Source organism: Pseudomonas morbosilactucae, assembly GCF_023241665.1.
Lineage (GTDB): Bacteria > Pseudomonadota > Gammaproteobacteria > Pseudomonadales > Pseudomonadaceae > Aquipseudomonas > Aquipseudomonas morbosilactucae.
In genome coordinates this window covers 1-23,806 of sequence record NZ_JALQCX010000011.1, presented here as the reverse complement: position 1 = coordinate 23,806, position 23,806 = coordinate 1, and the positions used below count along the sequence as shown (strand labels likewise).

The 23,806-nt window shown below is 64.0% G+C and carries 17 protein-coding genes and 2 pseudogenes; 6 read left to right on the top strand and 13 right to left on the bottom strand.

Annotation, left to right across the window (positions count from 1 at the left end):
• Nucleotides 1-7 precede the first annotated feature (7 nt).
• From M1B35_RS06680 to soxR, 5 genes and pseudogenes are all read right to left on the bottom strand, one after another.
• Nucleotides 8-1,342 carry a coiled-coil domain-containing protein gene (locus tag M1B35_RS06680; protein WP_268261549.1) on the bottom strand — a complete coding sequence of 445 codons (1,335 nt, stop codon included), beginning with the start codon at nt 1,340-1,342 and terminating at the stop codon, nt 8-10.
• Nucleotides 1,339-7,691 (bottom strand): annotated as a pseudogene (locus tag M1B35_RS06675) (AAA domain-containing protein). Before M1B35_RS06675 ends, M1B35_RS06680 begins: the two are co-directional and overlap by 4 nt.
• Nucleotides 7,692-7,706: 15 nt before the next feature.
• Nucleotides 7,707-8,350, bottom strand: a pseudogene (locus M1B35_RS06670) (4Fe-4S cluster-binding domain-containing protein).
• Nucleotides 8,347-10,185: an AAA family ATPase gene (locus tag M1B35_RS06665; RefSeq protein ID WP_123328146.1), complete on the bottom strand. Its 1,839-nt coding sequence runs from the start codon at nt 10,183-10,185 to the stop codon at nt 8,347-8,349. The pseudogene M1B35_RS06670 and the gene M1B35_RS06665 overlap by 4 nt, the downstream one beginning before the upstream one ends.
• 179 nt (nt 10,186-10,364) lie before the next feature.
• Complete coding sequence (gene soxR, locus M1B35_RS06660; RefSeq protein ID WP_268261548.1) at nt 10,365-10,811, bottom strand: redox-sensitive transcriptional activator SoxR; 447 nt, start codon at nt 10,809-10,811, stop codon at nt 10,365-10,367.
• A gap of 106 nt (nt 10,812-10,917) precedes the next feature.
• On the opposite strand from soxR, the gene M1B35_RS06655 reads away from it, so the two are divergent.
• Nucleotides 10,918-11,313 (top strand): antibiotic biosynthesis monooxygenase, encoded by a 396-nt coding sequence (locus M1B35_RS06655; RefSeq protein ID WP_268261547.1) that lies wholly within the window; start codon nt 10,918-10,920, stop codon nt 11,311-11,313.
• A 2-nt stretch (nt 11,314-11,315) separates the two neighbouring features.
• Here M1B35_RS06655 and M1B35_RS06650 read toward each other — a convergent pair whose 3' ends face one another.
• From M1B35_RS06650 to msuE, 4 genes are all read right to left on the bottom strand, one after another.
• Nucleotides 11,316-12,416 (bottom strand): sigma-54 interaction domain-containing protein, encoded by a 1,101-nt coding sequence (locus M1B35_RS06650; protein WP_123328143.1) that lies wholly within the window; start codon nt 12,414-12,416, stop codon nt 11,316-11,318.
• Between the two features lie 23 nt (nt 12,417-12,439).
• On the bottom strand, nt 12,440-13,627 hold the full coding sequence (locus tag M1B35_RS06645; protein ID WP_268261546.1) for an acyl-CoA dehydrogenase family protein: 1,188 nt from the start codon (nt 13,625-13,627) through the stop codon (nt 12,440-12,442).
• A 136-nt stretch (nt 13,628-13,763) separates the two neighbouring features.
• Complete coding sequence (ssuD, locus tag M1B35_RS06640; RefSeq protein WP_268261545.1) at nt 13,764-14,912, bottom strand: FMNH2-dependent alkanesulfonate monooxygenase; 1,149 nt, start codon at nt 14,910-14,912, stop codon at nt 13,764-13,766.
• Between the two features lie 9 nt (nt 14,913-14,921).
• Nucleotides 14,922-15,485, bottom strand: a complete 564-nt coding sequence (gene msuE, locus M1B35_RS06635; protein WP_123328140.1) for an FMN reductase — start codon at nt 15,483-15,485, stop codon at nt 14,922-14,924.
• Between the two features lie 389 nt (nt 15,486-15,874).
• Between msuE and M1B35_RS06630 the strand changes: the two genes are divergently transcribed.
• The 4 genes from M1B35_RS06630 to M1B35_RS06615 all read left to right on the top strand — a co-directional run bounded on the left by M1B35_RS06630 (nt 15,875) and on the right by M1B35_RS06615 (nt 20,099).
• Nucleotides 15,875-16,144, top strand: a complete 270-nt coding sequence (locus tag M1B35_RS06630; protein ID WP_268261544.1) for a hypothetical protein — start codon at nt 15,875-15,877, stop codon at nt 16,142-16,144.
• Between the two features lie 101 nt (nt 16,145-16,245).
• Nucleotides 16,246-16,860, top strand: a complete 615-nt coding sequence (locus M1B35_RS06625) for a LysE family translocator (protein ID WP_268261543.1) — start codon at nt 16,246-16,248, stop codon at nt 16,858-16,860.
• 212 nt (nt 16,861-17,072) lie between these two features.
• Nucleotides 17,073-18,236: a cysteine desulfurase family protein gene (locus tag M1B35_RS06620; RefSeq protein ID WP_268261542.1), complete on the top strand. Its 1,164-nt coding sequence runs from the start codon at nt 17,073-17,075 to the stop codon at nt 18,234-18,236.
• Nucleotides 18,237-18,296: 60 nt separating this feature from the next.
• Nucleotides 18,297-20,099 carry an aminopeptidase P family protein gene (locus M1B35_RS06615; protein ID WP_268261541.1) on the top strand — a complete coding sequence of 601 codons (1,803 nt, stop codon included), beginning with the start codon at nt 18,297-18,299 and terminating at the stop codon, nt 20,097-20,099.
• 48 nt (nt 20,100-20,147) lie between these two features.
• On the opposite strand, the gene M1B35_RS06610 is transcribed toward M1B35_RS06615, so the two are convergent.
• Both M1B35_RS06610 and M1B35_RS06605 read right to left on the bottom strand, forming a co-directional pair.
• The gene (locus tag M1B35_RS06610) at nt 20,148-20,741 is read right to left on the bottom strand and encodes a 2-hydroxychromene-2-carboxylate isomerase (RefSeq protein WP_268261540.1); all 594 of its coding nucleotides are present in this window, start codon (nt 20,739-20,741) and stop codon (nt 20,148-20,150) included.
• Between the two features lie 31 nt (nt 20,742-20,772).
• Complete coding sequence (locus tag M1B35_RS06605) at nt 20,773-21,513, bottom strand: SDR family oxidoreductase (protein ID WP_268261539.1); 741 nt, start codon at nt 21,511-21,513, stop codon at nt 20,773-20,775.
• Between the two features lie 92 nt (nt 21,514-21,605).
• On the opposite strand from M1B35_RS06605, the gene M1B35_RS06600 reads away from it, so the two are divergent.
• Nucleotides 21,606-22,175 carry a TetR/AcrR family transcriptional regulator gene (locus M1B35_RS06600; RefSeq protein ID WP_268261538.1) on the top strand — a complete coding sequence of 190 codons (570 nt, stop codon included), beginning with the start codon at nt 21,606-21,608 and terminating at the stop codon, nt 22,173-22,175.
• 13 nt (nt 22,176-22,188) lie between these two features.
• Here the strand turns inward: M1B35_RS06600 and M1B35_RS06595 are convergent, their stop codons facing one another.
• Together M1B35_RS06595 and rhtA are read right to left on the bottom strand one after the other, a co-directional pair.
• Nucleotides 22,189-22,470 carry a hypothetical protein gene (locus M1B35_RS06595; RefSeq protein WP_123328133.1) on the bottom strand — a complete coding sequence of 94 codons (282 nt, stop codon included), beginning with the start codon at nt 22,468-22,470 and terminating at the stop codon, nt 22,189-22,191.
• A gap of 167 nt (nt 22,471-22,637) precedes the next feature.
• On the bottom strand, nt 22,638-23,525 hold the full coding sequence (gene rhtA, locus M1B35_RS06590) for a threonine/homoserine exporter RhtA (RefSeq protein WP_268261537.1): 888 nt from the start codon (nt 23,523-23,525) through the stop codon (nt 22,638-22,640).
• Nucleotides 23,526-23,806: the final 281 nt, after the last annotated feature.

Genomic DNA, 23,806 nt, shown 5'->3' with positions numbered 1-23,806 from the left:
GGCGCTGTTACAAGGTCCGCAGCTGACGCACGTCCTGCTGTTCCAGAGCGGCGTCCAGCGCCACTTCCTTAAGTGGCACGGCGCCGACCGCCAGGGCTTTTTCGATGCTCAGTTCATCGCCCTGGGCGGCGAGCAGTGCCTGCAAACGCTGGAATTCGCTGCACCATATGGTTTCGATGTCCTTGTCGCGCTGGGTGTCGTGGTTGGCCGTCAGGGCCACCGCACGCACTTGCAGGCGGCCATTGTCGGCGCTGCCGCCGACTTCAACGCCGTAGCCCGGGGTCGCGGTCTTGCGCAGTACCACCCGGCCCTTTTCCGCCCAGGCGGTGGCCATGCCTTCGCGCACTTCATAACCCAGGCTGCTCAGGCCTTCCAATACCGCCTGGCGGCGAGCCAGGGCGGCTTGCTGTTGCAGATGCTCGGCGATCAGGGCGGTGCATTGCTCGCTCAGCGCGCTGACTGTTTCCAGATCCTCGGCCGTGCACTGTTGCACCTGCTTCAGCAAGGCCTCCGCGGTCTCGCCCAGCAGGGTCTCGACTTCCGCCGCCAGGTCCTGCAACTGCGCCCAGCGCGCCCGGCGCTCGTTGCAGGCACGGGTGGCTGCGGCCAATTCCAGGACCAGGCTGTCGAGCAGCAGGTTGCGTTGCTGGGGCCGGTGTTCCTCTTCGATCAACGTCAGCTTGGCCAGGTACGGTTCGGCGCTGGCGTGGCTGTCGAGGGTTTGCAGGTGGGCGATATGGCGGTCGATGTCCAGCAAGCGGGGTTCACGTTGTTCATGGGCCGCGCGCCATTGGGCCAGGGTCAGCGGTGCGCTGTCGGTTTGCAGGCGGCGGGCCAATTGCTGTTGCGCTTCGCTCAGGCGACTTTCCGCCGGTGCCGTGCTCAAGGCAGCAAAGCCCTGAGCCAGAATGCGTTCGGCCTGCTCGCTGCCTTGGCCGTCCGCCAGGGCTTGCAGTTGCTCCAGCAGTGCGGCTGGCGCGTCCTTGTCGTGCAGGGCCTTGAGCAGGGTCGCGGCATTCTCCCGCAGGCGCCGCTGCCATTGCCGCTGCTCGGTGGCGCGCTGCACCGCCCGCGCTTCACGCTGTGCCAGGTCCCGCTGAAGAAACTCGATCTCGATGGGCACTCGGGTTTGCAGCTCGCGCAGTTGGTCGGCGTCGATCAAGCGCTGTAGCTGGTCGCGACGGGCGTAGGTGGCGGCCTGTTCGCTGGCGTTGAGTTCTCCGATCCGCGTGGCGTGCTGTTCCCAGCGGGCGATGGCTGTTTCCAGGCGGCGCAGGTGGCCGGCGCAGATCGCGAGGATTTCTTCGCGGGTGACGATGCGTACGACTTTGGGGCCGCTCATGGGGTGTCTTCCGTGTCGAGGAGGGGCTGCGCTGTTTCGGGCTCGGTGACGGTGACCGGGGTCACCACTGCCAGGCTCAAGGCGCGCTCGATGGCGGCTTGCAGGCGTGCGCGCTCGGCGTCGCCATCTTGGTACCAGCCCTGGGACGAAACCCGATGGATATGGGGAATGGCCCGGCGCAACACCGACGGCCGCCAGATTTCCCGCGAGCGGGCGCGGCTGAGCAGGGCGTGGCGTGGGGTGTCGCACTCGATGCCGATGGCGTAGAGCCCGGTGGCCGGGTTCTCGATGGCGAAATCCAGGCCGAAGGCATCGCCTTCGTTGGCCGGCGCGGCGGTCCAGCCCAGGCTTTGCACAAAGGCCGCTACGGCCTGGGTAAAGCCGTCGCTGTGGGCGCTGTGTTGCAGGCGCACTTCCGGGCGCTCGGTGAGCAAGCGGCCGAGCACGTTCTGGCTGGTGCTGAACTCCCCGGCGGACAGCGCCCTTGCGTATTCCAGGTAGCCCTGCAGGTAGTCCCGGGGGCTGGCCGGCGGGCGCTGGGTGCTGAGCATGTCGGAGATGTCGGCGATTGGCATCGAGGTGATCATCACCACCTTTTTCCGCGCCCGGGTCACCGCCACATTGAGCCGCCGCTCGCCGCCGGTCTGCCCGAGCACGCCGAAGTTGCGGCGGAAGCTGCCCTGGCTGTTACGGCCGAAGGTCGAGGAGAAGACGATGATGTCGCGCTCGTCACCCTGGACGTTTTCCACGTTTTTGACGAACACCGACATGTCTTCGCCGTCTTCACTGCGTTCCCGCTCCTGGCTGTAGGCGGCGCGGAACACCGGGTCTTGCTCGGCGCGGCGTTCCAGGCATTCCTCGATCAGGTCGGCCTGCTTGCGGTTGAAGGTCACCACGCCCACCGACGGCCGCGCCTCGTAAGGTGTCAGCCACAGTTGGGCCAGGTGCTCGACCACGCGCTCGGCTTCCAGGGCGTTGGTCTGTTGCTGGTAGAGGCCGTCGACGCGGATCAGCTCCAGGGGCTTGATGCTGAGGATGTTGGCCTCTGGGTGGCGCACCGGAATGCTCAGGCGGTTGCCATAGAACGAGGCGTTGGAAAAGCCAATCAGCTCGCGGTAGGCCGAGCGGTAGTGGATCTGCAAGGTGGTGGCCGGCAGCGAGCTGCGGGCCAGTTGCAGCAGGTCCGGGCAGTCCTTGATCTCGCGACGGTTCCAGGTGTCTTCGAATTGCTCGCGTTGTTCTTCGTTGTCCTGGTCGTCGGGCAGGTCGCCGTCGAACAGTTCGGCCTCGTCGCTCTCGACCCGGCTGGAGAAAAACGCCGTCGGCGGCATTTGCTTTTCATCGCCACTGACCACCGTGACCCGCCCGCGATACAGGGTTGGCAGGGCGAACTCCACGGGCATCTGCGAGGCTTCGTCGTAGATCACGATGTCGAACAGGCCGGGCTTGAGGGGCAGCACCCGGCTGGCCACATCGGGGTTCATCAGCCACACCGGGCGCAGGCTCATCAGGCCCAGGCTCGACCCCATCTCGATGAATTCCCGCAGGCGTCGCGAGCGGCGACCGGTCAGGCGCGTCACGTCTTCCCACTGTTTGCGGGTGCCCAAGCGCGCGGCGTCGATGCCTTCGCTGAGCAACTGGCGGTTGAGCAGGCGCATCTGCGCATCGGCTTCGGCCAGGCTGGCGATTTTCGCTGCGGTTTCGCTTTGCTCCAGCATCAGCTCCGGCAGTTGTTGTTCCATGCGACGCTTCCAGCCCAGGCGCGCTTCGCGATTGAGCAGGCGGCGGACCAGCGCTTCCAGTTGCTCGGGCGGCACGACATCCAGAGACGCCTGTTGTTCGCGCAGCACGGCGAACAGCTCAAGGTCGGCGGCTGACAGTTGGCCGACCCGGCTGCGGAATTGCTGATAGGCCGCCAGCGTGGGCAGGGCATCGTCCAGGCGGTTCAGCACCAGCAGGTTGCTCTGGTTCTGGCTCACTGCAGTGTGCAGTTGCGCCAGCAGCGGTGGCTCCAGCCAGTCGCCCAGGCGTTGCAGGGCGGCGAGGCTGAGCTGGCGCACATTGCAACGGATAAAGGCGGCGTCGTAGCCGGCCAGCAGGGCGTCCAGGGATTGACGCTCACCGGTGAGGATGGCGGCGTCCACCTGGTCGACCCGTGGCGCTTCGGCCAGGCCCTGGGCCAGGGCGCCGATTTCCCGCAGTTGCCGCAGGTCGTTGCGCACCAGCGGGTGCAGGCTCAGGCCGATGTCGGCGGTGACGTCAGCCAGGTCCAGCTGTTGATGCAACTGGCCGAGCTGGTTGCGCAGTGGGCGCCATTGGTTTTCCAGCAACGCGGCGTTAAGCAAGGCCGGCAGCCGTTGTTCGCCGGCGTTGTCACCGTGTTCGCTAAGGAACCCCAGGACTTTGCTCCGCCGCAGCAGGCGCAGTGGGTTGAGCCGGGCCCACCACGACTGGCCTTGGATCAGGCTGCGGGTGCGCTGTTGCAGTGCGCGCAGTTCGGCCGCCGGCAAGGCGCTGAGGGCCGGGGACAGGTTGGCCAGGTAATGGGCCGGGTCGCACTGTTGCAATTGCAGGTCAAGCTGTTCCAGTGCCTGGATCAGGCCGTCGCCCTGAGGCGTTTCGCCGCCATGGCTGCGAAACAGCGGCAGCCAGCGAGCCAGCAGGTGGCGATGGTTGTCATCAAGGCCGAGCAGGCTTTGCACATGGCCGTCGAGCCAGGCGCGGTAAGGCGCCGGGTCCTCGACCTCGAAGCTTGCCGGGTGCGCTTGCAGGGTCTGCAGGCGCGTGCTTTCGGCGGCCTGGAACGCCCGCAGGCTGCTGTCGAAGGCTTGCAGGCTGGCCTTGTCGGTGGGGAAGGCCTGGACTTGGGCCAGCACGCTGTGTTCATAACGCGCCGGCAACCACAGCCGGGCCAGGGGGGCGCAGGCTTCTTCCAGGCGGGTCAGGTCGGCGATGTCCAGGATTGCCAGGCGCTGGCGCAGCACCGGCATGTCCAGGGGCGGAGCCCCTTGCTCCAGGCCGATCAGTTCGCCGAGCAGGGTCCGGTAACTCAAGCCTGTGTGTTCATCGAGGCGGTGCAGGCTCTGGTGGAAACGGTCCAGCTCGCCTTCCAGGGCTTCGATGCGCGCCGCCAGGCGTTCACGCTGGCGCAGCCAGGGTTGCTCCAGCACTTCGACCTTGAACAGGGCTTCCAGTTGTTCGCGCACGCTGCGGATCACCGGTTCGCGGTCGCGGTTGATGTCATTGAGCATGACGATACGGTTGCCCAGGCCTTCGGCCACCAGGCGCTTGTGCACCACCTCCAGGGCAGCGTGCTTCTGGCAGACGATCAACAGGCTGCGCTGGCGGCCGATGGCGTCGGCCACCATGTTGACGATGGTCTGGCTCTTGCCGGTGCCGGGCGGGCCTTCCACCAGCAGCCCGGGGGCTTGCCGGGCCTGGAGCACGGCGGCTTCCTGGGACGGGTCGCTGGCCACGGTAAAGAAGCGCTGCAGCTCTGGCACCACCTCCATGGGCGGTGCCTGGGTGCTGCCTTCATTCAGGCGCAGGGCGGTTTCCAGGCCGGTGCCACCGGGCGGCAGGGCCTTGAGCTGGCGCAGGTCTTCACCAATGGCCTGGCCCATAAAGGCCACGTGGAACAGCACTGCGGCGCAGGCCAACTGGTCCTGGTAGGCCAGCACCTCGGTGGTCGCTGGCGGCAGTGCGCCCAGGACTCGCGAGCGGGCGGTGGCGAGCATGCCGAAGGCGTCCATCACGTCAGCGGCCTTGAGTGCCGAACGTCCCAGTAGTTCGTCGGCGGTCTTGCGCCAGACCTTGCTGGCGTCGATGCCGAGCAGGGTTTCCAGGCCGGGGTTGAGCCGCACTTCTTCGCGTTCGCTGTCGAACACCAGGGACACCTGGCCCCGGCTGCCGACTTCCAGCAGCAGCTTGACCGGCCACAGCAGCAGCGGGGCGATGCGGGTGCGGGTGGTGCCGCGCGGGTCGCGGGTCAGGAGGAAGGGGAAGCCCAGGTACAGGCCGTCGATGCCGGTGTCGCGTTTGTACAGCGAGCTTTGCCGGTACAGGCTGTTCAAGCGCCCCTCCAGCCCGTCGTTGCCAGCGAAGCAGCCCGGGTCCAGGGCAATCGGCTGGGCGTTACGCGCCACCAAGTGATCGAGCAGCGCTGGCGCGGCGCTGCGCTCGCTGTGCAGTTCGTGCAGGTCGACCCGGGCCGTGGTTTTGCCGATGCTCATGCGCACCAGGGGCCCGCGCATCACCACGCTGGCGACCTTCTTCTCGAAGAAATCCAGAATCTGCGACACATAGTGCTGTTTTTGCGGCTCCAGCCATTGCTCGGCTGGGATCGCCAACAGCACCAGGGCCCGGGCCAATGGCATGCGCCGCTCCAAGCGGAACTGCTCGGCCCAGTCGTCGATTGCCGGCACGCCGCAGCGGGCGAAACCACTGATGCGCTCGTCGACATCGCGGTAAATCTGCGGCCGTGGCTGTTCCAGCAAAGCCTGTGCGGCGTCGGTTTCGAAGCTCAGCACCACGGCGTCGCGGGCCAGTTGCGCGGCTTCTTCGAGGATCGCGTCCACCGAGCGGAACTGGCCGATGGCGGCGCTGAGCAGCACGATCAGGTCTTCTTCGCTGATCAACCGGCGGTCCGACAGCGACAGCACGCCGTGGTGCTCACTGTCGGGCAGCAGGCGCTGGCGCTCTTCCCACTGCGCCGCGAGGCGTGCCCGGGAGGTAGAGAGCAGGTAGATGCGCAACTGGTCTTCGTCCAGCTCGATGGACTGATGCTGGGCGCGCTGACGCACTTGCTCGGCGCGCACCTTGAGCCGGGTCAGCCAGTGTTCGGTTTCCAGGCGTTCCAGCAGGTCGGGGGCCGGGCCGCTGATCAGGCGATAACCGTCCAGGGGGTGTTCCAGCAGCCAGCCCGGAGTGACGATGTCGCCGCGCTGGATCAAGGGCATTTCCGGGTTCAGCAGCTTGAGCGCGAGCATCAGCCGCACGTCGTCTTCCAGGCCTTCGTGCTGGGCCACCTGGCGCAGGCCGGCCAGCAACTTGGGGGCCAGGCCGGCCTGCTCGGCCCAGGTCACGATCACCCCGCGCAGCAGGTGATCCAGGGCTTGGGCCCAGTGCTGGGCTTCGGCGGCGGCCAGGGCAAACAGCCGGGGTTTGCGAAAGCGCCGGTCGCCCAGGGCCAGGGTCGCGCCTTCGGCGTTGTCTTCTTCGGCGGCCATGGCGGCGGGGGCGCTGACCGCCTCGCCGTTGAGCCAGGCCTGGACCTGCGGCCATTGCCAGCGTTGGTGGCGGTCCCGGGCCAGCAGGCCGCGCAGCAGCAGGTCGAGTTGCGGGTCCAGGTCTCGGGCAACAGCACGCCGTTGGCGAGGATATGGATCAGGTAGGCATTGGCATTGATGCCGGCAAAGCAGGCGCCCTGGGTCAGCTGTTCGAGCAGGATCATGCCCAGGCTCCACCAGTCCGACGCTGCGGCCACGCCGCCGGCAATCGCTTCGGGGGCCATGTAGCGGCTGGTTTCCAGGGGCGAGACGATGTCCAGGTCGAACTCTGACAGGCGCGCCGAACCGAAGCCGCTGATCACCAGGTCCAGCGGTTCGCGGCTGCGCACCAGCAGGGTTGCCGGGCGCAGGTCGCGGTGGCGCAGGCCGGCTTCGCTGAAGGCATGCAGGGCCTGGCCCAGTTCGCGGACGATGTGCTGCACCGCGCTCACGTCGGTGACCACCATCCCCAGGTCGGCCAGGGTGCCGCCGGTGAGTTCTTCGGCCACTTCATAGGCGCGTTCGTCCCAACGGCCGGTGATGATGATGTCCGGCACGTGCTCGCGGGGCAGGCGCTTGAGCACTTCGTAGACCGCCGGGTCGGGTTCGGCACCGGCCTGGTAGAGGGTCAGCACCGCCTGGTGGGCGTTGTCCAGGTGCTCGGCCATAAAGCGTTCGCGGACCCCGGTGCTGCTGATCTGGCGCAGCAGGCGCCAGCCATCGATCACGGTTTCGCCGCTGGCGGCCGCCGGTTCCGGGCTGGTGCTGGCCGGTACGGGCTCACTGTCCGGGGGGGCAGGTTCGGCGCTGACCGGGTCGGCGCCGCAGACCAGGCACATCATGTCGCCCGGGTCCATGGGGTGGCCGGCGCTGCAATGCAGGCCAATGGGGACGGCTTCCAGGGCCTGCTGTTGCTGCGCCAACAGTTCCTGGGTGATCACCGGTTGCGGGTGCCAGCCATCGGGGTGAATGGCCTCGGCGGACAGTTCCCAGCCACAGGGGCGGTGATCCGCCAGTTGGCCTTCGCAGAAGATTTCCGCCAGCGGGCGTGCGGTCTGGCAGTTGGGGCAAAAACGTATCATCGAGGGCAATTCCGGTTAACGGCGGCGTGAGGTATGGGCGCTGATCTGGAGTTGGTGGCCCTGGTCGTGCAACAGGTCGCGCAGGTGCAACAAGTCGTCACGGCGAGGGATGCCGGCCATCCAGACGCTGCCATCGTCATCGAACATCAGGTCCAGGGCTCGGTCGTCAGCCTGCAAGGGACGCTCGTAGGCGCCCAGGCGTTGACGACCCAGCTCGGTGAAAAAAATCAGGCGTTGGTTATCGCTGCCGCGTAGGACCCGCGTTTGCGCCTGTTGTTGCTCGAAGGGGTCGCAAATCAATGCATCGAGCAAACCGTCGGCGCGTTGCAGCAGGGGTTGCAGGGTCTCCAGGGTGTGCCCGCTGTAGACCAGGATGTCGCCCGGGTGCGTTGGCGCAGGGCGCCGAGCAAGGCCAGCAGGGCCTCGGGCTGGTCGAAGGGTTCGCCGCCCGAAAGGGTGATGCCCTCGGCCTCGACCAGCCAGGGCTGGATGTCCTCCAGCAACTGTTCCAGGGCCAGCGGCTGTTTGCCGGGGCCCCAGGTGTCGGCGGAAATACAGCCCTCGCAGCGGATGCTGCAACCCTGGAACCAGATGCCCAGGCGCCGACCCGGGCCGAGGGTGGTGACTGGGAAATGCACCCGCGACAGGCTGATGTTCACAGCGTACGGCGTTCCAGCAGCAGGCCTTCAGCGTTCAACTGGCTGATCAGGAAGTGCTCGCCGGGTTGGGCGTCCTGGTCGAACAGGGCCCTGGCCAGCGGGTTGATCAGGTGCGCTTCGAGCTGGTTGCGGATGCCCCGGCCGCCGTTGGACAGGTCATGCAGGCACAGGGCGCGCAGGCTTTGCAGGGAGCTGGCTTCCAGCTCGATGTGCAGCGCCTGGGCGGTGAGGTCGGCCAGGGTGTTGCCGACCATCTGGTGGAAGATTTCCCCCGCCACGTCCTCGCGGATGAAGTCGAAGACGATGATGTTTTCGCCGATCCGGTTGAGGATCTCCGGGCGGTTGAGCACCAGTTTGAAGTAGCGCTCGATTTCGCTCAGGACCTTGCCCTGGACCACCGGGAAGGTTTCCCCGGGCAACACGTTGGCCACCCGTTCGCCGTTGTCGCCCTGGCGGTAGATACCGAGGTTGGAGGTGAAGACAATCAGCGCCTCGGAAAAATACACCCGGTCGCCCCGGCCCGAGGTGAGCACGCCGTCGTCGAGGATCTGCAAAAACTTGTCGAGGATGCGCGGGTGAGCTTTTTCGATTTCATCGAACAGCACCACGCTGAAGGGTTTTTCGCGAATGGCGTTGGTCAGTTCGCCGCCCACGTCGTAGCCGACATAGCCGGGTGGCGCACCGACCAGACGCTGGTCGGCGTGTTCGGCACTGAATTCCGACATATCGAAGCGGATGTACGCGCTTTCATCACCGAACAGCAGGCTGGTGATGGTTTTCGCCAGCTCGGTCTTGCCCACCCCGGTCGGGCCGGCGAGGAAGGCCACGCCCCGGGGGCGGTTGCCCTTGCGGCTGGCACCGACCCCGGTCATGGCGCGCTTGACGATATCCAGCATGTGGGTCACGGCGTGGCTTTGGCCCTTGACCCGCTGGCGGATGAAGTCATCGGCCTGGCGAATCCGCTGACGGTCGATCTTCAGCCATGGGTCTTCGGTGACCCCCACCTTGTAGCGCCGCACCGCATCGCCGATGCGCTCCAGGGCCAGGCCTTCGACCCGGGCCAGTTGGGCGATGGCATTGAGGTCGAGCAGCAACAGGCCTTCGGTGTTCTCGGCAAAGGCCTGGGCAGCTTTTTGCTGGGTTTCTTCACTGGCGTCCTGGCTGCCGGCCAGGCCACGTAACAACGCCGGCGCCAGGGCCAGGCGGGCCTGCTGGTCGGGTTTGGAGACGGGAATATGGCGCAGCCGAGGGTTGTCGATCAGCATCCAGTCCGGCAGGTCGCCTTCTTTTTCCACCACCCAGAGAATGCTGTTGAAAAACGGTTTGCGCTGCTCGCCGGCCGGGCGCCCACGGGCCTGGTGGGACAGCACCAGGGCCTGGGTGAAGAGCTGGTGCTCGGCGGCGGTCAGGGCGTCGTTGCGGATGACCAGGCGCGAGGCGAAATCGACAATCAGCGCCAGCGGCTCGCCGGTGCGATTGACCAGCCGTTGTAGGGTGGCGCTGAGCAGGTCGGTGCCGGCTGGCGCGCTGCCTTCCACCGGGGTCAGGCCGAGTTCGCGCAGCAGGGTGTCGGCGATTGCCAGGTCGGCGCCTGGTGGCTGCAGCACTCGAAAGCCGGCCAGTGGGTCCCAACTGATGACCTGGCTGTAGCCGGCCGCCAGCAATTCGTCGCGCAGGTTGAGGTTGAAGGCCTGGGGCGTGATGACCCCGGGCGCCACTTCACTGGCCTGCAGGTCGCGGACGTTGCCGGACAGCACGAATTGACTTTTCAGGGGCAGGAAACGCAGCAGGTCGCGAAGCCAGCGTGGCTTTTCGAAGGAAGCAGTCCGTGGCATGGAGGCGAGACTCGTCGTAGGAGGCAGGCGCCGACCTTAGCATAGGGGCGATTTTGCTGACGATGCCCTCGGAGTTTTCTTGTCTTGGTTTGAGGGCGCTATCGCCGGCACGCCGGCTCCTACAGGAGGGAGGGGCGTTGTGGGCGCTGGCTTGGCAGCGACAGGGCACCTGCCCATCTTCAATCCAAATGAATCCCCGGCCCACGCTCGCCCAGCACGTCGCCAAAGTTGCGCAGCGGGCAGGCTTCCATGGACAGGCAACCGCAGCCGATGCAACCGTTGAGTTGATCACGTAGCCAGATCAGTTGGTTGATGCGGTTGTCCAGGCCATTGCGCCATTGGGCCGAGAGGTTTTTCCAGTCCGCAGCGGTAGGCGCGCGGCCGTCGGGCAAGGCTCGCAGGGCTTCGCCGATGGTGGCCAGCGGAATACCCAGGCGCTGGGCGATTTTGATCAAGGCCACCCGGCGCAGTACTTCTCGATGGTAGCGGCGCTGGTTGCCCGCGTTGCGATTGCTGCTGATCAGCCCCTTGGACTCGTAGAAGTGCAGGGCCGTAACCGCCACGCCGCTGCGCTGGGCGAGCTGGCCGACGGTCAATTCCTTGTGGATGTTGTCTTTGCTGATCATCGCCGGCCCCGGGTAAAAGTTGCTTGACCTCTAGTTAACTCAAGGTTTTACCCTGCGCACCGTCGAATCGCAATCTTTGAGATTTACTGGTCAGTGGGGATGAGCCATGCACGCGCCCGAGAAGAACCGCAGCTTTACGCAATTGATCGAATTTGAAATCGAGCCCCATCAACAGCCCGCGCTGGTGGCGGCGTTGTCCGAGCAGACCGAGCGCCTGGCCCGTTCGTACCGGGGCTTTTTGAGTGCCAGCGTACAGGCCAGCGATGATGGCCGGCGCGTGCTCAATTACCTGCAGTGGCAATCACGGGAGGCCGGCGAAGCGGCCTTTCGCAGTTTTGAAAACGGCGAGCAGGACTTCTGGTACCTGATTCACGCCCATCAGGCCAGGACCGTGACCTTCGGTTCGTTCCAGGTGCTGCGCAGCATCGAGCGCAGCCCGGACAACGCGCTGCACTGCCTGCTGGTGGAGCCGCGACTGGACGCCCAGCACCGGGTCAATTGAGGCTAGATCGACAACTGCAGGGTGCGTTCGCTGGGGCCCTCGATCGGCCGCCGTTTATTCACCGCCAGTTCGCCGATCTTGATCAGCCGGGTGCGCGTGACGTTGCGGCTCAGGCCCAGCAGGTTGGCGGTGTGCACCTGGTTGTAATGGCTGAAGCGATAGGCCGCACGCAGCAGAGCGTCCTCGACTTTTTCATGCAGGGCGCCGGCCTGTTCTTCGAAGAGCTTTTGAAAGGCCCGGTCGAGCAGGGCTTCCGCCGAGTCGTCGTGGCCGCCATGGCCGTCGTCCTGGCGTTCGATGCGCATGTTTGACAGGCGCAGGTCGTCGCGCTCGATGATCCCGTTGCGGCAGATCAACAGGGTGTGGTGAATGACGTTTTCCAGCTCGCGGATATTGCCCGGCCAGCTGTAGCCCTTGAGCTTGTGCTCGGCCTCCTTGCTGATGCTGATGGTGCCGTAGCCCAGGCGCTGGCTGTAGGCCTCGATAAAGTGCCGGGTCAGGGGCAGGATGTCGCCGGGGCGATCGCGCAGCGGGCTGAGTTCCAGGCTGACCACGTCCAGGCGGTAGTACAGGTCCTCGCGGAAATGCCCGGCGTTGATGGCTTTTTCCAGTTGCACGTTAGTAGCGGCCAGCACCCGCACATCAATGGGGATGCTTTTGCGCGAGCCCAGGCGCACCACTTCCCGCTCTTGCAGCACCCGCAACAATTTGACCTGGATGGCCATCGGCAGGTCGCCGATTTCATCGAGGAACAGGGTGCCGCCGTTGGCCTCCTCGAACCACCCGGCCTTGGCGCTGAGGGCGCCGGTGAAGGCACCTTTTTCATGGCCGAAGAGTTCGGCTTCCACCAGGGATTCGGAGAACGCACCGCAGTTCACCGCGACAAAGGGCCGGTTGCGCCGGGCGCTGAGGTTGTGGATGTGCCGCGCCACCAGCTCTTTACCGGTGCCGGTCTCGCCGATGATCAGCACGCTGGCTTCACTGGGCGCGACCTGCTGCAAATGCGCGAGCAAGGCCTGGGATTTCGGGTCTTCGAAGACCTGGGCGGTGGCCCGGATCGAGGTGGCCAGCGCGGGCGAGGGCGGTAACGTCAAAAGTTGCATGGGCACGCTCTATGAATAGAAGGCTAGGAGTAGAAGGTCGGCGTCGGCAGCGACTGGTTCAGCGCCCAGTCGCCCAGTTCATGGAGTTTGTAATCCAGCGGGTCGTGCAGGGTTTGCGTGCGCAGGTTGCGCCAGTGGCGGTCCAGGCGCAGGGACGCATGGGTGGAACGGGCGCCGGTGACTTCGAACAGGCGGCTGCACAGGTCCAGGCCCTGGCGGCTGGTGGCGACCTTGGCGGCGGCGATGGCGGTGGCCAGGTGCCCGCGCTCTTCGGCGCTCAGGCTCGGCCCCTTGTCCCAGGCCTTGTCCAGCAGGTCGGCTGCCCGTTCCACCAGCAAGCGCATGCCTTCCAGGGCCACCCAGAAATCGCCATAGTGACTGAGCACATAAGGGTCTTGGTGGGCTTCCTGGGCGCTGGATTTATGCCAGGCCCGGGTTTCGGTGAGGGTGTATTGCCGGGCTTCCTCAAAGGCCCCTTCGGCGATGCCGAGGAACATATGGGTGAAGGTCAGCTGGGCGATCAATGGGCGCAGGCAGGCGAACGGCGTGCTCAGTGGGCCCGGGTCCAGAAGCAGCTCCGATTCTTCGACCCGCACCCGCTCGAAGCTGGCGCTGCCGCTGTCGGTCTGGCGCTGGCCCATGTTGTTCCAGTCGTTGTGCAGGGTGATGCCGCTGCGCCCGCTGGGGATGGCGGCGATCAGCAATTTGCCGCCGTTGTTTTCATCCACCGCCGAGGCGATGAGCATTTCCGAGTCGCTGGCGCCGGAGCAGAAACTCTTCTTGCCGGAGAACTCGCGCCAGCCACCCAGATTCTTGACCAGGGTGCGGGTGTCCAGCGGGTTGAGGGCGTTGCCCCAGAACCAGTTCTTGCGCGCGGTTTGCTCGAACCAGGGCTGCCATTGCTCGGGCTTGGCGAACAGACGCACCGTGGCCAGCATCAGGTGATGAAAGCCGAAGACGTGGGCGATGGAACTGTCGACCTTGGCGAACTCGCGAACGATGTTCAGGGTGTCGCTCCAACTGGCGCCGAGGCCGCCATATTGGGTCGGAATGCTCAGGGCCAGCAGCCCGCTTTGGCGCAGGGCATCGCGCTGGGCTTTGGGGGTGCCGCCGCGCTCGTCGCGTTCGGCAGCGGTCAGGGCAAACTCGGCGGCCAGTTGGCGGGCGGTCTGCAGGGGGGACAACAGGGCGCTTTGCGGCTTGGCAGTCACGCGGTGTTCCTCGTTCGTGGTCGTTGGGGCGACCAGGGGATAGGGGCAAGCGCGTTGCGCTGATCGCCAGCCGGGCGCGCGACCTCGTACTGGGTCGGCGCCGGGCAGCGGCGCTAGCGGGCGTGCAGAGGGCGCTTTAGCCGGCCTTCGTGGTGTTGGGCAGTACGTCGTTGGCGATCATTTCGCCGAACGGCCCGGTCAGGTTGGTGATGCCGCGTCCGGCCAGGCTGGCGTAGGGTTCGGGCAACAACGGGAACACCAGTTCGGCGAAGCGATAGGCCTCTTCCAGGTGCGGGTAGCCGGAGAAGATGAAGCTTTCGATGCCCAGGTCCGCGTATTCCTTGATGCGTGCCGCCACTTGCTCGGGGTTGCCCACCAGGGCCGTGCCGGCGCCACCGCGCACCAGGCCGACACCGGCCCAGAGGTTGGGGGCAATTTCCAGGTTGTCGCGACGCCCGTCGTGCAGGGCAGCCATGCGCCGCTGGCCTTCGGAGTCGAAGCGTGAAAAGGATTTTTGCGCGGCGGCGATGGTTTCGTCGCTGATGTGCTCGATCAGTTTGCCCGCGGCTTTCCAGGCGTCTTCTTCGGTTTCGCGGACGATCACGTGCAGGCGAATGCCGAACTTCACCGTGCGGCCTTTGCGGGCCGCGCGCTCACGCACATCGGCGAGCTTTTGCGCGACGGCGGCCGGCGGTTCGCCCCAGGTCAGGTAGACATCGACCTGATCGGCAGCCAGGTCGTGGGCCGCTTCGGAAGAACCACCGAAGTACAGCGGCGGGTAGGGCTTCTGCACTGGCGGATACAGGGCCTTGGCGTTTTGCACGCGTAAGTGCTTGCCTTCGAAATCCACGGCCTCGCCTTGCAGCACCCGGCGCCAGATTTGCAGGAACTCGTCGGTGACTTCGTAGCGTTCGCTGTGGTCGAGGAAGCTGCCGTCGCCACGGTTTTCATCGGGGTCGCCACCGGTGACCACGTTGATCAGCAGGCGGCCGTTGGACAGGCGATCGAGGGTCGCGGCCATGCGTGCCGAGACGGTGGGGGAGATGATCCCCGGACGAATCGCCACCAGGTAGCGCAAGCGTTCAGTCAGCGGCACCAGGGCCGAGGCGATGACCCAGGAGTCTTCGCAGGAGCGACCCGTGGGAATCAGCACGCCGTGGTAACCGAGGTTGTCCGCGGCCTGAGCCACTTGCTTGAGGTAGTTGAGGGTCACCGGGCGGGCGCCCTGGGTGGTGCCCAGGTAATGGCCGTCGCCGTGGGTGGGGAGAAACCAGAAAACATCCATGACAGGTCCTTAAGCGATTTTCAGCAGATTTTTTGGATGCACGCCGAACAGGGGCGCGGCGCGTTCTGCAGCAAGGCGAATGCGGGCCTTCAAGGGCTCACTGGTTATTTGGTAGTGGGTGAAGTCGGCTTCGGTGGCGTACACGCCGATGGGCAGGGTCAGGGCCTGGAAGAAACTCAGCAGCGGCCGCAATTGGTGATCCAGAACCAGGGCGTGGCGCTCGCTGCCACCGGTGGCGGCCAGTAATACCGGGGTGTCGATCAGGGCGTTGAGGTCGATCAGGTCGAACAGGTGCTTGAGCAGGCCCGGGTAGGAACCGCGGTACACCGGTGCCGCGACGATCAGCAGGTCGGCGTTTTCGATGGCCTTGAGTTCGGCTTCGATCTCGTCCGGCAATTCCTGGCGCGACAGCGAGGCGCCCAATGGCCGGGCGATATCCCCCAGTTCGATCAGCTTGCTTTCGATCGGCAACTGGGTCGCCAGTTCGGCGAGTACGGCTTGGGTCAGCACCAGGGTGCGGGATGGACGCCAGGTACCGCCGGATACCGCAACGACTTGCAATGGACGCGACATGATCAGTTCCTTTTTAAACAGTGGCTCAACGAGCAGTGAGAAGTGTCAGTGCTTGAGCAAGAGCTGTACCAAACCGTCAAGGCCTTGTAGTGCGGGGCTTGTGGCGGTTTTTTGGGGGCGGCGCTGCTGTTGGTTGAGCGGTGTTTTGTTGATCGGCTGTTGCCTGGTGAACAGTTGCCCTGGCAACAGTCAGGCAACGGGATGGCCCTGTTATAAAGGGTTGTTGTTATTCCTCAAAAGAGCTTGTTTCCATATTTATAGAACTTTAATGAATATGAAGGGCTGGGCTGGGCGGTCAATAGCGACTATCGAGCGTGTTGATTTTTCACCTGCGAGGGCCGCGAGTAGCCTGTGTCCATTGTTCGCAACCCGCTTCCCAGGACTGAGCCATGAACCGTTTTCTCACTGTTTGTTTGCTGCTTGCCGTTTCCGTTCTCGCCGGCTGTGCGAGCCACGTCAGCCCCGAATTGCGCCCTTATACGGCCGAGGAAAGTCGCCAATTGGCGCTTGAGGCCTTGAGCCGGCGCGGGTTGTCGTTCGACGACTACCAGCAGCAAAAAGCTCGTTTGCTCGGCCAGCCGCAACGCCCCGGGGCTTTTGATCAGCAGGGCGAAATGAGTGTGCAGCGCGGTATCAGCCTGTTGGGCCGGCCCAGCTGAGGCACTGTATGGCTGAAAGTTTTCCCCAACTGTCCGTGGGTTTCCGGTGGTGCCTGGGATAGGGTCAAGGCCTGACTGACCCTGCCTCCGGATAGACTTTTATGACGCTCTCGCCTGACCTGTTGTTGGCTTTCGCCTTGTTTGCCCTGGTCACTTCCATCACCCCCGGACCGAACAACACCATGCTCCTGGCATCCGGTGTGAACTTCGGGTTCAACCGCTCCATTCCCCATATTCTCGGTATCAGCTGCGGTTTCTTTGTCTTGGTGCTGGCGGTTGGGCTGGGGCTGGGCGCGGTGTTCGAGGCCTACCCGTTGCTGTACAGCGTGTTGCGCTATGTCGGCGCGGCTTACCTGCTGTACCTGGCGTGGAAAATCGCCCGCTCGGGCCCCATGGCCGAGAACCAGGACGGCCGGGGCCAGCCCCTGGGGTATTGGGGGGCAGCGGCGTTCCAGTGGGTCAACCCCAAGGCGTGGGTCATGGCGGTGGGGGCCATCAGCACCTACACGCCGTTGCAGGGTTATTTCACCAATGTGCTGGTGATTTCTGCGGTCTTTGCCTTGATCAACGCCCCGACCGTCAGCCTTTGGGCGGCCTGTGGCAGCTTGTTGCGCAATGTGCTGCGTAACCCGCGCTGGCTGCGCCTGTTCAATCTGGGCATGGCGGCCTTGCTGGTCATTTCCCTGTATCCATTGTTGCTGGAAAGCCTGGGTTGATCTGGGCTTCATGCCGGTGCCCGCAGCCTGTTAAGCTCGCGCCAGGAGCGTTCCTACGCACTATTAAATGAAGTTGTCCTTCTTTAACTGCATTTGATCGGGTCTTGCCCGGAGCCTGTCCTGATATGACGTTACCCGGCGTGGTGACTCGGCCAGGCGGGGTGATCTCTGTGCACACTTCGATTCTGGAATAGGCTCTGCGGGTTTTTGCCATGAATGAACGTCCTCTTTATTTCGACTACGCGGCCACCACTCCGGTGGATGAGCGAGTCATCCGGGTGATGGTGGAGTGCTTGGGGTTTTCCGGTAATTTCGGCAACCCGGCCTCCAGTTCCCACGCCTTCGGCCAGCAGGCCCGGCGCAGCGTTGAGCGTGCGCGGCAGCAGGTCGCCGATTTGCTGGGCGCCCGTGCCGAACAGATTGTCTGGACCTCTGGCGCCACCGAGTCGAACAACCTGGCCCTCAAGGGCGTCGCCCAGGCGCGCGGGATTGCCGGCGGCCACTTGATTACCAGCCAGATCGAACACAAAGCGATCCTCGACACCGCTCGGCAACTGCAGGACGCCGGGGTGGCGGTGACTTATCTGGTGCCGGACGCCGAAGGGCTGATCACGGCGCAAGCGGTCAGCGAAGCCCTGCGTGAAGACACCTTTCTGGTGTCGCTGATGCTGGTCAACAACGAACTGGGCACGGTCAACGACATCCCCGGTATCGGCCAGGTGGTGCGTGAGCATGGCGCCTTGCTGCATGTGGATGCGGCTCAGGGGGCGGGCAAGGTGGCGATCGACCTGGCTCAGTGGCCGGTGGACTTGATGTCGTTTTCCGCCCATAAGATCTATGGCCCCAAGGGTATTGGCGCGCTGTATGTCGGGCCGCGGGCGCAGCAGCGCTTGCAGGCGCAGATCCATGGCGGTGGCCATGAAGGCGGCTTGCGTTCCGGAACTTTGGCCACTCATCAGATCGTGGCCATGGGCGAGGCCTTTGCCTTGGCCCAGGAGCATTTCGACGAAGAGGCGGCGACGGTTGCCCGACTGCGCGAGCGTTTGTTGGAGCAGTTGGCCGATGTGCCAGGCGTGCGTTTGAATGGCAGCGTTAGCCAGCGTATTCCGCACACCTTGAGCCTGACCTTTAATGAAGGCAATTTCGACCCTTTGGCCCTCAGCGCTTCCATGGCTTTTTCCGCCACTTCGGCCTGTAACTCGGCAAGCAATGCGCCTTCCCATGTATTGCTGGCTCTGGGGCTCGACGCTCGAAGTGCCGGGCGCACCATTCGTTTGAGCCTGGGGCGTTTTACCACTGAACAGGACATCGACCAGGCTGCGCGTCTGCTCAAGGATGCCGTGGCCGCTGCGCCGGCATTCTGGGCCCAGCCTTAGCCTTGAGGGCGGCGGATCGCCCTTCTATCAGAACGATTCAAGCGGTTAGCAGGAGAAACAATGACTACCCAGCCTTTGCCCGTGGTTCCCCAGCGCCTGGCGCAGACCCGTGAGCTGATGCGCCGCGAGGGCATTCATGCCTTGCTGGTGCCGTCGGCGGACCCGCATCTGTCGGAGTACTTGCCGGGTTACTGGCAGGGGCGCCAGTGGTTGTCGGGGTTCCACGGCTCGGTGGGTACCCTGATCATCACCGGCGACTTTGCCGGAGTCTGGGCCGATAGCCGTTACTGGGAGCAGGCGGCGAAAGAGCTGGATGGCAGTGGCATCGAGTTGGTCAAGCTGCGTCCGGGCCAACCCGGCCCGCTGGACTGGTTGGCCGAGCACACACCGTCCGCTGGGGTGGTGGCGGTGGATGGAGCGGTGATGGCGGTGGCCGCCGCGCGGACCCTGGGCGCCAAGTTGCAGGAACGCGGGGCGCAGTTGCGCACGGATCTGGACCTGTTGAATGAGCTTTGGAGCGACCGCCCGGCCTTGCCGGACCAACCGATCTATCAACACTTGCCACCCCAGGCCACGGTCAGCCGGGTGGAGAAGCTGGCCCGGGTTCGGGAAAGCCTCAAGGAGCGGGGAGCTGATTGGCACTTTATCGCCACCCTGGATGACATCGCCTGGCTGTTTAACCTGCGGGGTGCAGATGTTTCGTTCAACCCGGTGTTTGTGTCCTTCGCCCTGATCAGCCAGGAGCAGGCCACCTTGTTTGTGGCCCTGAGCAAAGTGGATGACGCCTTGCGCGCGGTGCTGGAGCGGGACGGCGTTACCCTGAGTGACTACCACGAGGTGGCGGCGGCCTTGGGTGCGGTGCCGGTGGGCGCGAGCCTGCAGATCGACCCGGCACGGGTCACCGCCGGGCTGCTGAACAATGTGCAGGATGGCGTCCGGTTGGTGGAGGGCTTGAACCCCAGTACGTTGGCCAAGTCGCAGAAAAGCCTGGCGGATGCTGAGCACATCCGTCAGGCCATGGAGCAGGACGGCGCAGCGCTGTGCGAGTTTTTTGCCTGGCTGGAGACGGCCCTGGGCACGGAGCGCATCACCGAGCTGACCATCGATGAGCACCTGAGTGCTGCTCGTGCCCGACGCCCGGGGTTTGTATCGCTGAGTTTCAATACCATTGCAGCGTTCAATGCCAATGGCGCCATGCCCCATTACCACGCCACGCCGGCCGAGCACGCGCTGATCGAAGGTGATGGTTTGTTGTTGATCGATTCCGGAGGCCAGTACCTGGGCGGCACCACCGATATCACGCGCATGGTGCCCATCGGCACGCCGACTGCCGAGCAGAAACACGATTGCACCCGGGTGCTCAAGGGCGTGATTGCCTTGTCCCGGGCACAGTTTCCGCGGGGCATTCTGTCGCCGTTGCTGGACGCCATCGCGCGCGCGCCGATCTGGGCCGAGGGTGTGGATTACGGGCATGGCACCGGGCATGGCGTGGGGTATTTCCTCAATGTCCACGAGGGTCCGCAGGTGATCGCCTATCAGGCGGCGGTGGCGCCACAGACGGCCATGCAGCCGGGAATGATTACCTCCATCGAGCCAGGGACTTATCGTCCCGGGCGCTGGGGCGTGCGAATCGAGAACCTGGTGTTGAACCGTGAGGCGGGGCAGACCGAGTTCGGTGAGTTCCTGCGTTTTGAAACCTTGACCCTCTGCCCGATTGACACGCGGTGTCTGGAGCCGAGCTTGCTGACCGAGGATGAGCGGGCTTGGTTCAACGCCTATCACGCCGAGGTTCGGGAGCGGTTGAGCCCACTGTTGCAGGGCGCCGCGCTGGAGTGGTTGCAGGTCCGCACGTCGGCGATCTGAGGGAGACGGCGCGCCGCTAGCTTTCGGCTGGATGGCGCGCCGCTGCGCTTAGCCCTCCAGGGCTTCGCGCACGAAGTCCAGCCGGTCTTGGCCGAAAAACAACTGGTCACCCACAAACAGGCTGGGCGCACCGAATACGCCACGCTGCAGGGCGTGCTCGGTCTTGTCCTTAAGCGCGCTCTTAACCGCCTCGTTGTTGCACAGATCGAGCACCGCATGGGGCTCGAAACCGGCCGCCTCCAGCACCTCGCTGACCACTGCCAGATCGTTGAGGTTGCGCTGGTCGACCCAGAGCGCCTGGAACAGACAGTCCAAAAATGCCGTCAGGCGTTCCGGGTGGTGCATCTGCATGCCGGTGACGGCGCGCATCAGCAGCAAGGTATTGATGGGGAAGTGCGGGTTGAAATTAAGCGTCACCCGGTAGCGTTTGGCGTAGCGAGCCAGGTCCTGGAGCATGTAGCGCCCCTTGGCGGGGATGGTGATCGGCGAGGCATTGCCGGTGGTCTTGAAGACGCCGCCCAGCAGCATCGGCTGGTAGATCAGTTGGCTGTCGGTGGCGGCGCAGATCCCGGGCAATTGGGTGTAGGCCAGGTACGAGGTGGGACTGCCGAGGTCGAAGAAAAACTCCACGGATTTGCGCATGGCAAACTCCTTGTCGTGATCGGGGAGGGGCTTACCAGCGTTCGTTCCAGGGCCGCAGGTCGAGCTCGAAGGTCCAGGCATCCCGGGGCTGGCTGTGCAGGTACCAGTAGTTTTCGGCAATGTGTTCGGGGTTGAGGATGCCGTCCTGATCCTTGAGGGCGTACTTTTCCGGGAAATTGTCGCGGATAAAGTCGGTATCGATGGCGCCGTCGACCACCACGTGGGCGACGTGGATGTTCAAGGGGCCCAGCTCCCTGGCCATGCTTTGCGCCAAGGCTCGGATGCCGTGCTTGGCCCCGGCGAAGGCGGCGAAACCTGCCGCACCGCGCAGGCCAGCGGTGGCACCGGTAAACAGAATGCTGCCACGCTGGCGGGTGACCATGCGTTTGGCCACTTCCCGGGCATTGAGGAAGCCTGAAAAGCACGCCATTTCCCAGATCTTGAAGTATTTGCGCGCGGTCTCTTCAAGGATGCTGCACGGCACATTGGCGCCGATGTTGAACACCATGGCTTCGATGGGGCCGATCTGGGTTTCGATCTGCTCAATCAGCGCGACCACCTCTTCTTCCTTGCGCGCGTCACAGGCAAAGCCCTGGGCTTCACCTCCTACGGCCTGGATGGCGTCCACCAGGGGTTGCAGCTTCTCGGCGCTGCGGCGGGTAACACAGGCGAAAAAGCCTTCAGCGGCAAAGCGCTTGGCAATGGCGCCGCCAGTGGCGTCACCGGCGCCGACCACCAGTACGACTTTTTTATTGTTGGCAGTATGGGTCATGGGGAATCGCTCTTTAGTAAACGGTCGTTAACTAAACGAACGTTATGCTACGATCCGCCACGCGTCAAGGTGATGAATCGAGGGGGAGCGGGATGCGTTATTCAGCCGATCACAAGCGGGAAACCCGGGAGCGCTTGCTAAAAAGCAGTGCGGTGTCCGCCAAGGAAGAAGGTTTCTCCAGCGTGGGTGTGGATGCATTGATGAAGGCGATCGGGCTCAGTGGTGGGGCGTTCTACAGTCACTTCGCCTCCAAGGATGAGTTGTTCAGCGCGATCGTCGAGCGCGAGCTGAGCCAGAGCCTGGAGCGTTTGGGCGGGCAGGGAGAGCAGAGTCAGGCGCAACTGCGGCGTTGCCTCAAGCAGTACTTGAGCATGGCGCATCTTGAACAGCCGGGGGCTGGGTGTGCATTGCCTGCGTTGGGCGCGGAAATTTCCCGGGGGAGCCCGGCTGTTCGCCAGCAGGCCGAGGATTGGATTTGTCGTTTACAACAGGCTTGGGCCGAGACGCTAGGCAGCGACAGTCTGGCCTGGTCGATTCTCTCGCAATGTGTCGGCGCCCTGGTGATCGCGCGAATGCTGGTGAGCCCAGGCATCCAGCGCCAGGTGTTGAAGGCCAGTCACGATGAGCTTGTTCAACAGCTTGAGCATCCGCCCGGAGTTTGATTACGGGGGACGCTTACTTGCACATGACGATCATGCTTCGGCTGGTGTAACCCGCCGGATTCAAGCCGAAGGGGTAGTCCCCTGGTTCCTCGGTGCCATCGCCTGATTTGGCGATTACCTTGTAGCCGCCTGGGCCACAGGACTTGTTGGCGCGGGCGTAGCACTTGTCCCAGGAAGAAGACAGGCCGGAGCAGTTGATGTGGAGTCCTTTTTTACCGCGTTTAACCTTGGTCTCCGCGGTCGCTGCGCAGCCTGCAATCGCAAGTACGGCCAACAGTATCAAAAATCGTTTCATCCCCGTCCTTATCGCTAACCTCGGATCTTATGCCCGAGTGTGACTGCATTAACTGTCGCCTTTAGTGTTTGCGATATCCCTGTCCGACATGTCCATGGCCGACGTCGAGTAGCCGGCTAAACATGGCCTAATTGAGCGTCAAATACCAGAGTTGAGTTGAATCTTAATCAATCAGCTGCGACCGGTGGGTGGGATTGGTTGCCCATGGTCATGGTGGCGCCGACGGAGGCGAAGATGATGCAGGCAATTGCCATCCACTGTGCAAGCGAAAGGTACTCATGGAGGAACAACAGGCCGGAGAGCGCACCGAAAGCCGGCTCGATGCTCATCAGGGTGCCAAAGGTGCGTGCTGGCATCCGGGTCAACGCGACCATTTCCAGGCTGTAAGGGAGGGCGGTGGACAAGACAGCGACGCCCAGGGCGATTGGAATCAAGGAGGTGGTCAGCAGAGCGGCGCCGGCATGGACAATGCCGATCGGGGCGATAAACAAGGCGGCGATCATCACGCCCAGCGCTGCGGTTTGAATACCGTTCTCGGCGCCGGCCTTTTGCCCGAAGAGAATGTACAGCGCCCAGCAGACTCCGGCGCCGAGTGCATAAGCTGCACCGGTCAGGTCGATGCCCGTGCTGGTCGAGCCGGTTGGGATGAGTAGCAGGAGTCCGATGATCGCCAGTCCGATCCATAGAAAGTCGATGGCTCGCCGAGAAGCGTAGATCGCCACTGCCAGGGGGCCTGTGAACTCCAGCGCAACGGCGATTCCCAGGGGGACGGTTCTCAGTGACATATAGAAGAGGAAGTTCATGCCGCCCAAGGCCAGCCCGTAAACGACTACCGTGCGCAATGACTTGGCGCTGAGCTTGGCGCGCCAAGGGCGTAATAGCAGCAGCATGATGATGCTGGCGAAGATCAAGCGCAGTGTTGTTGTGCCCTGAGCCCCCACGATTGGGAACATGCTCTTGGCCAGGGAGGCTCCAGACTGGATCGAGGCCATGGCAATCAGCAGCAGGCCTACCGGGAACAACGTCGAGGCAAGGCTGCGAGGTGGGGTGTTCATGCAGGGTGTCATCCAGGGCAATGTCAGGAGGGTGAGTCTGGATATGATGCTTAACTAAACCGGATTGAGCAATATATTGCTCAATTCTTTGTGGTTCTTCTATATAGGGCCGGGATTCAGGTGGAATTTTGGCCCGGCCATAGAAATTTTGAATTAAGGGTTGACGGCAGATTCTATGGGCCTATAATTCGCCCCACTTCCGGCGCAGTCGAAACGGAAAACTCCTTGAAACTCAACGAGTTACGCAGTTTTCGACAGTGACTTGCTTCAGTTCATCGAAG

Bases quoted from the DNA above. Each gene is read 5' to 3' on its own strand.
- M1B35_RS06680 (WP_268261549.1), bottom strand. From the start codon at position 1,342: ATGAGCGGCCCCAAAGTCGTACGCATCGTCACCCGCGAAGAAATCCTC.
- M1B35_RS06665 (WP_123328146.1), bottom strand. From the start codon at position 10,185: ATGCCACGGACTGCTTCCTTCGAAAAGCCACGCTGGCTTCGCGACCTG.
- soxR (WP_268261548.1), bottom strand. From the start codon at position 10,811: ATGATCAGCAAAGACAACATCCACAAGGAATTGACCGTCGGCCAGCTC.
- M1B35_RS06655 (WP_268261547.1), top strand. From the start codon at position 10,918: ATGCACGCGCCCGAGAAGAACCGCAGCTTTACGCAATTGATCGAATTT.
- M1B35_RS06650 (WP_123328143.1), bottom strand. From the start codon at position 12,416: ATGCAACTTTTGACGTTACCGCCCTCGCCCGCGCTGGCCACCTCGATC.
- ssuD (WP_268261545.1), bottom strand. From the start codon at position 14,912: ATGGATGTTTTCTGGTTTCTCCCCACCCACGGCGACGGCCATTACCTG.
- msuE (WP_123328140.1), bottom strand. From the start codon at position 15,485: ATGTCGCGTCCATTGCAAGTCGTTGCGGTATCCGGCGGTACCTGGCGT.
- M1B35_RS06630 (WP_268261544.1), top strand. From the start codon at position 15,875: ATGAACCGTTTTCTCACTGTTTGTTTGCTGCTTGCCGTTTCCGTTCTC.
- M1B35_RS06625 (WP_268261543.1), top strand. From the start codon at position 16,246: ATGACGCTCTCGCCTGACCTGTTGTTGGCTTTCGCCTTGTTTGCCCTG.
- M1B35_RS06620 (WP_268261542.1), top strand. From the start codon at position 17,073: ATGAATGAACGTCCTCTTTATTTCGACTACGCGGCCACCACTCCGGTG.
- M1B35_RS06615 (WP_268261541.1), top strand. From the start codon at position 18,297: ATGACTACCCAGCCTTTGCCCGTGGTTCCCCAGCGCCTGGCGCAGACC.
- M1B35_RS06610 (WP_268261540.1), bottom strand. From the start codon at position 20,741: ATGCGCAAATCCGTGGAGTTTTTCTTCGACCTCGGCAGTCCCACCTCG.
- M1B35_RS06605 (WP_268261539.1), bottom strand. From the start codon at position 21,513: ATGACCCATACTGCCAACAATAAAAAAGTCGTACTGGTGGTCGGCGCC.
- M1B35_RS06600 (WP_268261538.1), top strand. From the start codon at position 21,606: ATGCGTTATTCAGCCGATCACAAGCGGGAAACCCGGGAGCGCTTGCTA.
- M1B35_RS06595 (WP_123328133.1), bottom strand. From the start codon at position 22,470: ATGAAACGATTTTTGATACTGTTGGCCGTACTTGCGATTGCAGGCTGC.
- rhtA (WP_268261537.1), bottom strand. From the start codon at position 23,525: ATGAACACCCCACCTCGCAGCCTTGCCTCGACGTTGTTCCCGGTAGGC.